The sequence below is a fragment of the Acidimicrobiia bacterium genome (genome assembly GCA_030584185.1).
Taxonomy (GTDB): Bacteria; Actinomycetota; Acidimicrobiia; order Spongiisociales; family UBA11373.
Window position 1 is genome coordinate 1783086 of the sequence record CP129495.1, and the last position, 12811, is coordinate 1795896.

Here is a 12811-nt window from a genome sequence, read left to right on the forward strand (position 1 = left end):
GCCGGCCTCGAGGGTTCGGGCCGAGCAGCCCGGGGCCGGGTTGTGTAACCTCCCGCACGAGCCAGGAGGTTCGGGCGCGTCATGCTGGCCCTCAAGAACGTAGAAGTCGTATACAGCGACGTCATCCTGGTGCTGCGCGGCGTCTCCTTCCAGGTGCCGGAGGGGTCGATCATCGCCCTCCTCGGCGCCAACGGCGCCGGAAAGACCACCGCCCTGCGGGCGATCGGCGGCCTCCTCGATGTGCACCGGGGTGACATCACCAAGGGTCAGATCAGCCTCGACGGCGAGCGGATCGACCATCTTCCCCCGGCTCGCCTGGTCCGGATGGGGATCAGCCAGGTGCTCGAAGGGAGGCGAATACTCGCCGAGCTCACCGTCGAGGAGAACCTGCACCTGGGTGCCCACACCTCCCGCAAGAACTTGAAGGCCAACCTGGAACGGGTCTACTCGCTGTTCCCCCAGCTGTCGGAGCGGCCCCGGTTCACCGCCGGCTACCTGAGCGGCGGACAGCAGCAGATGCTGGCGATCGGCCGGGCACTGATGTCCAGCCCTCGCTACCTTCTGCTCGACGAGCCCAGCCTGGGTCTGGCCCCACTGCTGGTGCAGCAGATCCGGGACATCATCGTGGAGATCAACCGACAGGGGACCGGCGTGCTGCTGGTCGAGCAGAACGCCTCGATGGCTCTCTCCATCGCATCTCATGGCTACATCATGGAGACCGGCAAGATCGTGATGGACCGACCTTCCGCCGAGCTGCTCGAGGACGAGGACGTGCGCGAGTTCTACCTGGGCCTCTCCGCCGAGGGGGTCAAGTCGTTCGCCGACGTCAAGCACTACCGGCGCAAGAAGCGGTGGCTGTCGTGAGGGCGTTACTGCTCTCGGAGATCCTCCCTGCGGCCCCTGCCGACGGCGAGCGGTTGCTCGAGGTCGACGGGATCCACCTCGCCTTCGCCGGGCTCAAGGCGATCGATGGCGTCTCGTTCACCGTCCATCGCGGCGAGCTGTTCGCCGTGATCGGCCCCAACGGAGCCGGCAAGACCTCGATCTTCAACTGCATCAGCGGCGTGTACCACCCCCAGGAGGGCTCGATACGCTTCGAAGGCCGGGACCTGATCGGGATGCGGCCGGATCGCATCGCCGACCTGGGCATCGCCCGCACCTTCCAGAACATCGAGCTGTTCCCCCAGCTGACGGTGGTGGACAACCTGATGCTCGGCCGTCACCAGCACCTCCGCTACGGGACCCCCTCGGCGATGCTGCGCATCGGACGCGCCGCCCGGGAAGAGGCTCGCAACCGGGAGGTGGTGGAGGGGATCGTCGAGTTCCTCGGCATCGAACAGCACCGCAAGTCCTACGTTGCCATGCTTCCCTATGGGATCCAGAAGCGCGTCGAGCTGGGTCGGGCGCTGGCGATGGCCCCCAGGTTGCTGCTGCTGGACGAGCCTGCGGCAGGGATGAACCTGGAGGAGACCGAGGACATGGCCCGCTACATAAGCGACGTGAAGCGAGAGCTGGGGATCGGGATCATCCTCGTCGACCACGACATGAGGCTGGTGATGGACCTGGCGGACACGGTGCTGGCGATCGACTTCGGCCGGCCGATCGCCGTGGGGCCACCTGCCGAGATCCAAGGCAACCGTGAGGTGATCGCCGCCTACCTGGGCCAGGAGCACGGGACTGCAGAAGGAGGAGCAGCATGACCACCGTTTCTTCACGGGTTGGTGTCGCCAGCCCGGCGAGCCGGCTGCGCGACCTCGCCGGGCACATGCCCGACCGAATCGCCCTGCGGGCGAAGAGCCGCGGCATCTGGAAGGAGATCACCTGGGCCGAGTTCTGGGACCACGCCTCGGCGTTCGCCCATGCCCTGCTCGCCGCCGGGATCGAGCACGGCGACCGGGTGGCGATCCACTCCGACAACCGCCCCGAGTGGTTGTACACCGATCTCGGCTGCCTGACTGCGGGTGCGGTCTGCATGGGCCTGTATCCGACCAACCCGACCTCCGAGGTCGAGTACCTGCTGAAGGACTCGGGGTCACGCCTCCTCGTGGTGGAGGATCAGGAGCAGGCCGACAAGGTTCTGGCCATCGATCCTTCACACCTCCCCGGCCTGGAGAGGATCATCTACATCGAGCACCGGGGAGTCGACACACTCGACGACCCGAGGCTGATCTCGTGGGACGAGTTCCTGGAGTCGGGCCGCGCCCACCGTCAGGCGCACCCCGAGGCGCTGGACGAGGTGATGGCGAGGGCGTCGCTGGACGACCTCGCCTACCTGGTGTACACGTCGGGGACCACCGGCCCGCCCAAGGGGGTGATGCTCACCCTGCGCAACCTCGACTACGCCAACGAAGAGATCGGGGGCGACCACGGGATCGTCAGCCCACCGGCCGGGCCCGACGACCTCATCGTCTCCTACCTGCCGTTGTGCCACATCTACGAGAAGCTCTTCTCGGTGGTGTTCAGCACCGGCCGGGGCGTCCCCATCCACTTCGGGGAGTCGCTCGACACCCTGGTCGCCGACATGCGCGACGTCCAGCCGACGGTGGTCCAGGGGGTGCCCCGGATCTGGGAGCGGATCCACGCCGCCATCAACGTGCGTCTGGCGTCGGCGTCGCGGCTGAAGCGGATCAACGCCGCCGTTTGGCTGGCGGTGGGCCGGTACGTCGGGCGCAGGCTCGTGGAGCGCGAGGGCAGGCATTCGTTGATGACCAGGGTGTTGAGCCGCCTCGGCGACGTCTTCCTCTTCCGCTCGCTGCGGGAGCGTGTCGGCCTGCGCCGGGTGCGTTTCGCCGTGTCGGCTGCGGCTCCGATCGCCCCGGAGATCCTCGAGTTCTTCATGGGGATCGGGGTGCCCCTGTACGAGGCCTACGGGATGACCGAGAACTCCGGGGTCGCCACCGTCAACCGGCCGGGCCGGGCCAAGCTGGGGACCGTCGGTGAGCCGTATCCGGGGTGCGATCTGAAGCTGGACCCGGAGACCGGGGAGATCCTCACCCGCCATCCGGCGGTGTTCGCCGGGTACTGGAACATGCCTGAGGCCACGGCGGCTGCCATCGATGCCGGAGGCTGGCTCCACACCGGCGACGTGGGGGAGTGGGTGGACGGCACCCACATCCGCATCATCGACCGGATCAAGGACATCATCATCACCAGCGGCGGGAAGAACGTGTCGCCCTCGGAGATCGAGAACACGATCAAGGCCTCGCCGTTCATCAAGGAGGCGATCGTCATCGGTGACCGCCGCAAGTACCTGACGGCTCTCATCGGTATCGACTACGAGGTCACCTCCGAATGGGCTCAGAAGCACCGCATCCCCCACACCACCTACCGGGACCTCTCCGAGAAGCCCGAGGTGGAGAAGCTGGTGCAGAAGGCGATCGACGCTGCCAATGAGAAGTTCGCCCGGGTCGAGCAGGTCAAGGCGTTTCGCCTGATCACCAAGGAGCTCGACCACGAGGACGGAGAGCTGACCGCCACCCAGAAGGTGAAGCGGTCGGTGATCGAGGAGCGGTTCGCCGATCTGATCGAGTCGATGTACCGATGACCCAGTTCCTCCAGGCCCTGTTCAACGGGGTGGCGCTCGCCTCCATCTACGCCCTGATCGCCCTCGGGTTCGTGATCATCTACAAGTCGACCCAGGTGCTCAACTTTGCCCAGCCGGCGTTGCTGCTGCTCGGTGCGTACTGGGTGGTGTACTTCGCCACGGTCCTCGAGTGGAGCTTCTGGCTGGCCCTCCTGGCGGCCGCCCTGCTCGCCGCCGCCACCGGCGTCGTCGTGGAGCGCGTCGCCCTGCGGCCGATGGTGGGCAAGCCGGTGTTCTCGGTGGCGATCATGACCATCGGACTCAACACGGTGCTCACCATCGTCGCCCTCGACCTTATGGGGGTCGAGATCCGCCCTGTGGGCGATCCCTGGGGGATCCAGGTGGTGAAGGTCGGTTCCGTGGTCCTGGCCCACCGCCAGATCGCGGCAGTGGTTGCCACGATCGTGGTGGTGGCGGTTCTCATCACCTTCTTCAAGCGGTCCCGGATGGGGCTGGCGATGCGGGCCACGGCGTTCGACCAGGAGGTCGCACTCACCCAGGGGGTTTCGGTGAGCACCGTCTTCGCCCTCTCCTGGGCGCTGGGGGCGGCGTTGGCGATGCTGGGTGGAGTGTTCATCGGGTCCGGGATCGGCCTCGACCGGTCGGCGAGCGTGATGGCTCTGAAGGCGCTGCCGGTCGTCGTGGTCGGGGGGCTCGATTCGATCGCGGGGGCCATCGTCGGCGCCCTGGTGATCGGGATCGCCGAGAGCCTCTCCGGAACCTACCAACCCCAGTACGCCGAGTTCCTGGGAAGACAGTTCTCCCAGGTGGTTCCGTACCTGGTGATGTTCGTCGTGCTCCTGGTCCGCCCCTACGGCCTGTTCGGGACCAAGGAGGTGGAGCGGGTATGAGGCGCCGCCCCGGCCTGGTGGCCGACTACCGCTCCGACGCCGCCATCTTCCGCACCAACGTGCAGCGGTTCTGGCTGGCGGTGCTCCTGGTGGCGGTGGTGGTCCTCGGCCTGGGCGGCACCCTGCCGCTCATCCCCGGACTGCTCAGGTTCTCGCTCGCCGGCGACCTTCTCTTGCTGGGCACCACTGCAATGTTCGCCTCGATCGGGGCGATCGGCCTCAACATCGCCACCGGGTACGCCGGCCAGGTCTCCCTGGGGCACGCCTTCTTCCTCGGGATCGGGGCGTTCACCGGGGCGGTGCTCGGTGGTGCCGAGGTCACGCGCACCGTGATCGACCCCGCCACCGGCGAGGCCGGGGAGATCGTGCTCCTCGTCGGCTACGGGCTCGACATGATCATCTGGCTCCCCGCAGCCGGGCTGGTGGCCGCCCTACTCGGGTTCCTGGTCGCTCCCATCTCGTCAAAGCTGCGCGGGCTGTATCTGGCTTTCGTCACCCTCGGTCTCGTCATCCTGGGCGGGCACTTCTTTCGCGAGGCCGAGACCTACACCGGCGGGGTGGGCATCGGACGCGAGACCGGTGCGCCTTCGCTGCTCGGGTTCCGCTTCGACCAGGACGGCGAGGTGTTCGGGCTGTTCCTCAGCAGGACGCAGAAGCTGTACTTCCTCGGCCTCGCCCTGCTTATCGTCCTCGGCCTCACCGCCCGCAACCTGGCCAGGTCGCGGGTGGGACGGGCACTGGCCGCGGTGCGCGATCGCGACATCGCCGCCGAGATGATGGGGATCTCTCTCTCCCGCTACAAGATGATCGCCTTCGTGGTCTCTTCGTTCTACGCCGGGATCGCCGGGGCGCTGCTGTACGCCGCCATCGGACGGCTGCAGCCCGAGTCGTTCAGCCTGCTGCTCTCGATCGAGTACATCGCCATGGTCCTGATCGGCGGGGTGGCCACGGTGTCGGGGTCGATCATGGGGGCGGTGTTCATCACCTTCCTCCCCCGGATCGTCCAGTGGATGGCCCAGTTCTGGATCTTCGGGTTCATCTCGGAGTCGTCGGTGGGGGGATTCGTCACCGCCGCCCAGTTCGAGCAGATCCTGTTCGGCGGGTTGATCGTCGGATTCCTCATCTTCGAGCCCCTGGGCCTTTACGGGATCTGGATCAGGGTGCGAAACTATTGGAGGGCTTGGCCGTTCAGTTACTGAGCGGTCGGATAGTGTGGGGGCGGGCCGGTCTCCGGCCCCGCGCTTCACAGCGACAAACCAGGGAGGAATAGGACATGAAGAGACGATGGCTCGCGACGCTGGGCCTCGTGATGGCCCTGGCGCTGGTGGCCACGGCCTGCGGCGACGACGACGCCGGCACGACCACCACCGCCGCCGAAACCACAACGACCGCCGGGGGCGAGGAGACGACCACCACGGCAGGTGAGACCACGACCACGGCGGCGGCGCTCGCCTACGACACCGGGGTCACCCCGGCGCCGTGTTCCGACGCCGTGAACGAGGGCAACGGCTGCATCTACCTCGGGGTGATCTCGGACCTGACCGACGGTCCGTTCGCCCCGCTGGCGGTGCCGCTCACCCAGGCCCAGGAGGACTTCTGGACCACGATCAACGCCGGGGGTGGCCTCGACGGGTTCGACGTGATCATCTCGCCCGAGAACACCTTCGACGCCCACTACCGCGGAGAGGACACCGTCCAGGGCTACCTGGGGATGCGTGACCGGGTGCTGGCCATGGCCCAGGTCCTGGGAACTCCCCAGACCCAGGCGGCGCTGCCCGACATCGCCGCCGACGAGACCGTGGTCATGCCCGCCACCTGGTGGTCGGGCTGGGCCTTCAGCGACGTCGATGGCGGCCTGATCCTCGAGTCGGGCGCCTCGTACTGCATCGAGGGCATGAACGGGATGTCGTACGTGGCCGACACCATGGGCACCGAGATCTCGTGGGCGCTCGTGGCGTTCCCCGGCGACTACGGCGGCGACTACGCTGCCGGCGCCAAGATCGCCGCCGCTGCACTTGGCTTCGCCGACCCGCTGGAGATCCTGCAGATCCCCCAGTCGGCCGGCGGTGACTACACCGAGACGATTCCTGTTCTGCTGGCTGCACAGCCGGATCTGATCGTGTTCGTCACCGGTCCCACCGAGATGGCGACGGTGATCGGCGGGCTGGCCCAGGCCGGCTACATGACCTTCAAGGCCATGGGCGCCGGGCCCACCTGGAACGTGGCCCTGACCCAGAGCCCGGTGTTCCCGGTGCTGGAAGCCGTGTTCTTCCAGACCGTCCCGTGGGGCGGGTGGGGGTACGACAGCGACGGCCACGCCGCACTGCGAGCGGCCGCCGAGGCGAGCGGCCAGTCCCCCAACGGCGGATACATCGCCGGCTGGACCTGGCAGTACCCGATGCTTGCCGTTCTGCAGCAGGCCATCGCCGACAACGACCTGACCAGGGCCAACCTGGCTGCGATCGCCAGGTCGCTGGAGGGCGTCGACTACGCCGGAATGCTGCCCGACCGGTCCTACACCGGGTCGGCGAACGACAACATCGAGCGCAACACGATCATCAACGTGCCCGATGCGGAGTCGCCCGACGGGTCGAGTGCCGTGACCGAGTTCTTCGTCAGCGAGGTGGCTGCGGAGTACGACATGTCGGCTCCGTGCTACGCACCGAGCAGCTGATCGACGACGCCTGATCGGATGATGAAGGGGGGAGCGGCCTTAGGGCCGCTCCCCCCTTCTCGATTCCGCTCGCCGATCACGCCCTGCTGACCACTCCCAGGCCGACCACGTCGTTGAGGGTGTCCAGCGCCGTGCTCAGCGGAAGGCCGGCCCGGCCTTCGAGGTCGGCCCGGACCACCGCCCACCCGGCCTCGAACAGGACCTCGGCGGCCGCCTCCGGGTCGAGCCCGGGACGGATCGAGCCCTCCCGCCGGCCCTGGGCGAGCACCTCGGCCATCAACCCCCGGATGCGGGCTCGCTGCAGTTCGGCCGCCCGTTCCGCCACCGGACCGTCCACCAGGTGATCCTCGCCCATCAGGGAGGAGCGGAGCAGCTCGTCCTCTCCGTAGTGGGTGGCGGCGACGGCCACCAGGGCGCCGAGCCGGTCGGGTGCAGTGCCCGGTCCCCGCAGGGCCGCCTCCGCCCTGGCCACGAACCGCTCCAGCGAGTTCTCGACGACCTCGAAGTAGGCGGCCTCCTTGGAGGGGAAGTGCAGGTAGAAGGATCCCTTCCCCACCTCGGCGGTGCGGGTCATCTCGTCGACGGTGGCCCTTCGATACCCGAACCGCCGGAAGTGGTGCTCGGCGGCGGCGATCAGGCGATCACGGACCTCGGATGGGGCGGTGGACAACGGGCGGCTCCTGTTGCGAACGACTGACCGGAATCCTAGTCTGGTCAGAACTCACCACGGGGGAGACCTTGCAGTACCCGCGTCAGCCTTCCCGCTACCTCGACGAGGACCTCGACCAGTTCCGAACGGTGGTCGCGTCCTTCGTCGATCGGGAGATCCGCCCCAACGCCGACGAGTGGGAGGCGGCCGGGTCCATCCCCATCGACCTGTACCGCAAGGCCTCGGCGGCCGGGCTGATCGGGCTGCGTTACGACCCCAGGTGGGGCGGGGGCGGGGGCGGCTACCTGGCCACCTGCGTCCTCTGCGAAGAACTGGTCAAGGGGGACAGCGTGGGAACCGCCGTCGGTCTCATGGCCCAGTCCGAGTTCGCCATCTCGGTGCTCGCCGACGAGGCCACCGACGACATCAAGGAGCGGTTCCTGGCGCCCGCCATTCGCGGCGAGCTGATCGGCGCCATCGGGGTGAGCGAGCCCGACGCCGGCTCCGACGTGGCCGCCATCACCACCCGGGCCCGACGCGACGGCGACCACTTCGTCATCTCCGGCCAGAAGACCTACATCACCAACGGGACCCGTGCCGACTTCATCACCCTGGCGGTGCGCACCGGTGGCGAGGGGAGCGCCGGCATCTCCCTGGTGGCCTTCCCCACCGACACCCCCGGGTTCTCGGTGGGCCGCAACCTCCCCAAGTTGGGATCCCGCGCCTCGGACACCGGCGAGCTCTTCTTCGACGAGTGCCGGGTGCCGGTCGCCAACCTGGTCGGGGAGGAGGGCCGCGGCATGCGCTACATCCTGTCCCACTTCGCCGGCGAGCGGCTGGTGATCGCCGCCTTCGCCGTGGGGATCATGGAGCGGCTCATCGAGCTCGGGGTGGAGTACTCCTCCCAGCGCCGGACCTTCGGCCGTCCCATCGCCTCCTATCAGACCTGGCGGCATCGCTTCGCCGAGATGGCCACCCGTCTGGAGACGACCCGCCTGCTCGCCTACCAGTCGGCCGACCTGCTCGACCGGGGAGAGCCGACCGGGGAGATGGCGGTGGCGATGGCCAAGGCCCACGCCGCATCCTCGGTTCAGTTCGTCGCCGCCGAGATCCTGCAGCTCCATGGCGGGTTCGGGCAGATGGAGGAGTCCCCGATCCCGCGCTACTACCGCGACGTGGCCGGTTTCTCCATCGGGGCCGGCACCACCGAGATCCAGCGGGAGATCATCTCCCGCCACCTGATGCGAGGAGAGGAGGCTCCATGAGCGAGCGAGTGGGTGCGATCGATGCCTGGATGTCCATCATGTCGCCGGAGACCGCCGAGCGCTGGCCCGACTCCTTCTGGCACATCTTCGGGAAGTACGGCGTCGAGGATCGCTTCCGGCAGGGGTTCACCCTCGATCAGGTGCTCGCCGAGATGGACCACGCCGGCGTGGACATAGGTGTGGCTTCGTCGTTCAAGTTCCTCGACACCTGGGTGGTCACCAACGACGAGACCGCCGCCTATGTGACCGAGGCGCCCGACCGCCTGGTGGGGTGCTTCACCGTCGACATCAGGGACCCGATGCCGGCGATGCGGGAGTTCCGCCGCTGCGTCGAGGAACTGGGGATGCGGATGTTCCGCCTGGAGCCGTACCAGTTCGGCGATGGCCGCACCTGGGCGTTCCCTCCTACCCATCGCATGTACTGGCCGTTCTACGTCGCCTGCGTGGAGTACGGGATCCCGATCGCGCTCCAGGTGGGGCACACCGGGCCCCTGCTCCCCTCCGAGTGCGGCCGTCCCATCCACCTGGACGAGGTGGCGCTCACCTTCCCCGAGCTGGTCATCCTGGGCACCCATGTGGGCAACCCGTGGGAGGAGGAGATGATGGTGCTCGCCTGGAAGCATCCCAACGTCTACGTGGAGACCTCGGCGCGACCCGCCCGCCACTGGCCGCAGCGGTTGAAGGAGTTCGCCGGGGGGTACGGTCAGGACAAGGTGATCTGGGCAACCGACTACCCGCTGCTCCCCTTCGACCGCACCGTGCAGGACGTTTACGACTGCGGGTTCTCGCCCGAGGCGACCACCAAGATCCTGCGGGGCAACACCGCCCGCATCCTCGGAATCGAGGCCTGATCGTGCGCGCCCTGGTGCTGCACGGCCCCGGCAACCTGGAGGTGACCAGGGTTCCCGAACCGGTGCCGGAACCGGGCGAGGTGCTCATCTCGGTGCGGGCGGCCGGGATCTGCGGCACCGATCGTCACATCGTCGCCGGCGACCTACCGGTGCCGCCCGGGACCATCCCCGGGCACGAGGTGGCCGGCGTCATCGTGAAAGGCGTGGGGGAGTGGGAGCCCGGCCGGCGGGTCCTCTCCTACGGCCAGGTGGTGTGCGGTGAGTGCCGATCGTGCCGGGATGGGGCCTCCCATCGCTGCCGCCGCCCCCAGGTGCTGGGGATGAGCCGCCCGGGCGGCTTCGCCGAGGCCATCGCCGTGCCGGCGTCGCTCCTGGTGGCGGTACCCGACAAGGTCCCCGACGAGATCGCCGCCGTCACCCCCGATGCCCTGGCGACCCCGTATCACGCCCTCGTGGCGGTGGGGAGGATCACCGCCGGCGAGGCGGTGGTGATCGTGGGCACCGGCGGGGTCGGCCTGCAGGCGGTGGCGTTGGCCAAACATCTGGGGGCGGGGACCATCGTGGCGGTGGACCCATCGGCCCCGGCGCGTCAGGCTGCCCTCGCCGCCGGCGCCGACCATGCCGTGGACCCGGCGGACGGTGATGCACCGAAGGCGATTCACGCCGCCACCGGCGGGGCCGATCTGGCGCTGGAGTGTGTCGGCCGGGCCGAGTCGGTGGAACTGGCCATGGGGACGTTGGCCCCCGGAGGCCGGCTGGTGGTGGTGGGCGTCGGCCACGACCGGCCGCGGCTCCCCCCGCTGCTCCGTTTCGTCGCCGGTGAGTACGCCGTGCTCGGCTCCTTCGGGTCCACCATCGCCGAGATCGAGCACCTGCTGGCGACGATGGCCTCTGGTGGCCTGGACGTGCCCCACGCCGTCTCGCGCACCGTCGATCTCGACGACGCCTCGGCAGTGTTCCGTGAGCCGCCGACACCCGGCCGCACAGTGATCCGAATCCCCGAGTGAGGTGATCCAGATGGAAGACGATGTCCTCTTCGACGAGACCGACGGGATCGCCACCGTCACCCTCAACCGGCCCGACCGGCTCAACACACTTGCCATCCCGACCGTCGACCTGCTGATGGAGGCGCTCGGCGAGGCCGCCGCCTCTCCTGCCCGGGTGGTGGTGCTCGCCGGGAACGGGAGGGTGTTCTGCGCCGGCGCCGACCAGGGCGAGATGGTGCCCCGGTCATCGGCGGAATGGGAGGCGATCGTGCGCCACTACCTGGACCCGATCCGGGCGCTGGTGGGCATGGACAAGCCGGTGATCGCATCGCTCCACGGCGACACCGTCGGTGGCGGCCTCGGCCTGGCCATGGCCTGCGACATCCGGATCGCCGCCACCGGGATCCGCCTCGGGGCCCCATTCACCAAGATCGGCCTCGCCGGATGCGACATGTCGGCCGGGTGGTTCCTGCCTCGCCTGATCGGGTTGGGTGCCGCCGCCGAGCTGATGTTCACCGGCCGCCTGGTGGATGCCGAGGAGGCGCTGGCGATCGGACTGGTCCATCGGGTGGTGGCCGCCGACGACCACGCCGCCGAGGTGCGGCGCTGGGCGGAGCGCATGGCGGCCGGGCCGCCGATCGCCCACGCCTGGACCAAGCGGGCCCTGCATCGCTCGCTGGGCACCGACATGGACGGCGAGTTCGAGTTCGAGATCTTCGCCCAGGTGCAGTGCCTGCAGACCGAGGATCACCGCGAGGGGGTGGCCGCCTTCCAGGAGCGGCGCCCGCCGGAGTTCCGCAATGCGTGACACGCCCGAGCGCTCCCGGTTCCGGGAGGAGGTGGCACGATTCGCCGCCGCCGAGGTGGCGCCGAACCTTCGGGAGTGGGATGAGTCCGACGCCTACCCGCAGCACCTGTTCCCGCGCCTCGGGGCCTTGGGCTGGCTGGGTGTCGGGATTCCCGAGGAGGTGGGCGGGTCCGGGGGAGGCCCGTTGGATCGCTGCGCCTTGTTCGAGGAGCTGGCGGCGGTGTCGCCCGGTGTCGCCCTGGGCATCTACGTGCACGCCGTCCTCGCCTCGGGCGCTCTGGCGACCGTCGCCTCACCCGACCTTCGGCAACGGTTCCTACCCGGTCTGCTCGCCGGCGAGGTGACCGGGGCCTGGGCGTACGCCGAGCCCGAGGCAGGCGCCGACGTGACCCGGGTCCGGCTGGCGGCCCGTCGCCACGGGTCCGGCTTCGTGCTCGAGGGGACCAAGCTCTACATCACCAACGGCACCTTCGCCGACCTGATCCTGGTCGTCGCCCGAACCTCGGGAGAGCCGGGGTCGCTGCGCGGGCTGACCGTGTTCGCCGTCGACGGGGAGTCGCCCGGCCTGTCCCGACGCCCGATGGCCAAGCTGGGCATGCACCCGTCTGAGCTGGCGGAGCTCCACTTCGACGGCGTGGAGGTCGCCGCCGACCGGGTGCTCGGTGACGACGAGGGAGGCTTCCGGGCCTGCCTGCCGGTGCTCTCCCAGGGTCGCATCTTCGGCGGGGTCATGGCGGTCGGCCTCGGCCGGGGCGCCCTCGGCGCCGCCGTGGCCCACGTCGCCGCCCGGGAGCAGTTCGGCGGACCGCTCCACAGGCAGCAGGTGGTGCGCTTCACGATCGCCGACATGGCGGCACGCCTCGCCGCCGCCCGTGCCCTGGTGTACGGCGCCGCCGCCGACCTCGAGGCGGGACGGCCGTACGACACGGCGGCGTCGGTGGCCAAGCTGGCCGCCTCCGAGACCGCCACCTGGATGGCGGAGCGGGCCATGCATCTTCACGGCGCCGCCGGCTACGTCGCCGGAAGTCCGGTGCAGCGGTTCTACCGCGACTGCAAGATCATCGAGTACGGCGAGGGTGCCAACGAGGTGCAGCGGGAGATGATCTTCGAGGCGGCTGCCAAGGGATGGCGGCCCTGACGGGGG

12 protein-coding genes are annotated in these 12811 nt (G+C 69.1%); 11 read left to right on the plus strand and 1 reads right to left on the minus strand.

The annotated features are described in order from the left end of the window. Positions 1-81 precede the first annotated feature (81 nt). From QY307_09230 to QY307_09255, 6 genes are all read left to right on the plus strand, one after another. On the plus strand, positions 82-864 hold the full coding sequence (locus QY307_09230) for an ABC transporter ATP-binding protein (protein ID WKZ82254.1): 783 nt from the start codon (positions 82-84) through the stop codon (positions 862-864). Further along, positions 861-1700, plus strand: a complete 840-nt coding sequence (locus QY307_09235) for an ABC transporter ATP-binding protein (GenBank protein ID WKZ83787.1) — start codon at positions 861-863, stop codon at positions 1698-1700. Before QY307_09230 ends, QY307_09235 begins: the two co-directional genes overlap by 4 nt. Then, complete coding sequence (locus QY307_09240) at positions 1697-3544, plus strand: AMP-binding protein (protein ID WKZ82255.1); 1848 nt, start codon at positions 1697-1699, stop codon at positions 3542-3544. Before QY307_09235 ends, QY307_09240 begins: the two co-directional genes overlap by 4 nt. After that, entirely contained in the window at positions 3541-4434 is an 894-nt protein-coding gene (locus QY307_09245) for a branched-chain amino acid ABC transporter permease (protein WKZ82256.1), read from the plus strand. The genes QY307_09240 and QY307_09245 overlap by 4 nt, the downstream gene beginning before the upstream one ends. Further along, complete coding sequence (locus tag QY307_09250) at positions 4431-5633, plus strand: branched-chain amino acid ABC transporter permease (protein WKZ82257.1); 1203 nt, start codon at positions 4431-4433, stop codon at positions 5631-5633. Before QY307_09245 ends, QY307_09250 begins: the two co-directional genes overlap by 4 nt. A gap of 74 nt (positions 5634-5707) precedes the next feature. Further along, complete coding sequence (locus QY307_09255) at positions 5708-7108, plus strand: ABC transporter substrate-binding protein (GenBank protein ID WKZ82258.1); 1401 nt, start codon at positions 5708-5710, stop codon at positions 7106-7108. A gap of 76 nt (positions 7109-7184) precedes the next feature. Here the strand turns inward: QY307_09255 and QY307_09260 are convergent, their stop codons facing one another. After that, entirely contained in the window at positions 7185-7778 is a 594-nt protein-coding gene (locus QY307_09260; protein WKZ82259.1) for a TetR/AcrR family transcriptional regulator, read from the minus strand. 68 nt (positions 7779-7846) lie between these two features. Here QY307_09260 and QY307_09265 point away from each other — a divergent pair, with 68 nt between their 5' ends. Genes QY307_09265 through QY307_09285 form a run of 5 tightly spaced genes read left to right on the plus strand, consistent with a single transcriptional unit; the run spans position 7847 to position 12805 of the window. Then, the gene (locus QY307_09265) at positions 7847-9022 is read left to right on the plus strand and encodes an acyl-CoA dehydrogenase family protein (protein ID WKZ82260.1); all 1176 of its coding nucleotides are present in this window, start codon (positions 7847-7849) and stop codon (positions 9020-9022) included. Continuing rightward, entirely contained in the window at positions 9019-9873 is an 855-nt protein-coding gene (locus QY307_09270) for an amidohydrolase family protein (GenBank protein ID WKZ82261.1), read from the plus strand. Before QY307_09265 ends, QY307_09270 begins: the two co-directional genes overlap by 4 nt. A gap of 2 nt (positions 9874-9875) precedes the next feature. Further along, entirely contained in the window at positions 9876-10880 is a 1005-nt protein-coding gene (locus tag QY307_09275) for an alcohol dehydrogenase catalytic domain-containing protein (GenBank protein ID WKZ82262.1), read from the plus strand. Positions 10881-10890: 10 nt separating this feature from the next. Continuing rightward, positions 10891-11667 (plus strand): enoyl-CoA hydratase-related protein, encoded by a 777-nt coding sequence (locus tag QY307_09280; GenBank protein ID WKZ82263.1) that lies wholly within the window; start codon positions 10891-10893, stop codon positions 11665-11667. Then, positions 11660-12805, plus strand: a complete 1146-nt coding sequence (locus tag QY307_09285; protein WKZ82264.1) for an acyl-CoA dehydrogenase family protein — start codon at positions 11660-11662, stop codon at positions 12803-12805. Before QY307_09280 ends, QY307_09285 begins: the two co-directional genes overlap by 8 nt. Positions 12806-12811 lie beyond the last annotated feature (6 nt).

Coding starts and splice junctions, on each gene's coding strand:
- QY307_09230 (WKZ82254.1), top strand. CDS start 82: ATGCTGGCCCTCAAGAACGTAGAAGTCGTATACAGCGACGTCATCCTG.
- QY307_09240 (WKZ82255.1), top strand. CDS start 1,697: ATGACCACCGTTTCTTCACGGGTTGGTGTCGCCAGCCCGGCGAGCCGG.
- QY307_09245 (WKZ82256.1), top strand. CDS start 3,541: ATGACCCAGTTCCTCCAGGCCCTGTTCAACGGGGTGGCGCTCGCCTCC.
- QY307_09250 (WKZ82257.1), top strand. CDS start 4,431: ATGAGGCGCCGCCCCGGCCTGGTGGCCGACTACCGCTCCGACGCCGCC.
- QY307_09255 (WKZ82258.1), top strand. CDS start 5,708: ATGAAGAGACGATGGCTCGCGACGCTGGGCCTCGTGATGGCCCTGGCG.
- QY307_09270 (WKZ82261.1), top strand. CDS start 9,019: ATGAGCGAGCGAGTGGGTGCGATCGATGCCTGGATGTCCATCATGTCG.
- QY307_09280 (WKZ82263.1), top strand. CDS start 10,891: ATGGAAGACGATGTCCTCTTCGACGAGACCGACGGGATCGCCACCGTC.
- QY307_09285 (WKZ82264.1), top strand. CDS start 11,660: ATGCGTGACACGCCCGAGCGCTCCCGGTTCCGGGAGGAGGTGGCACGA.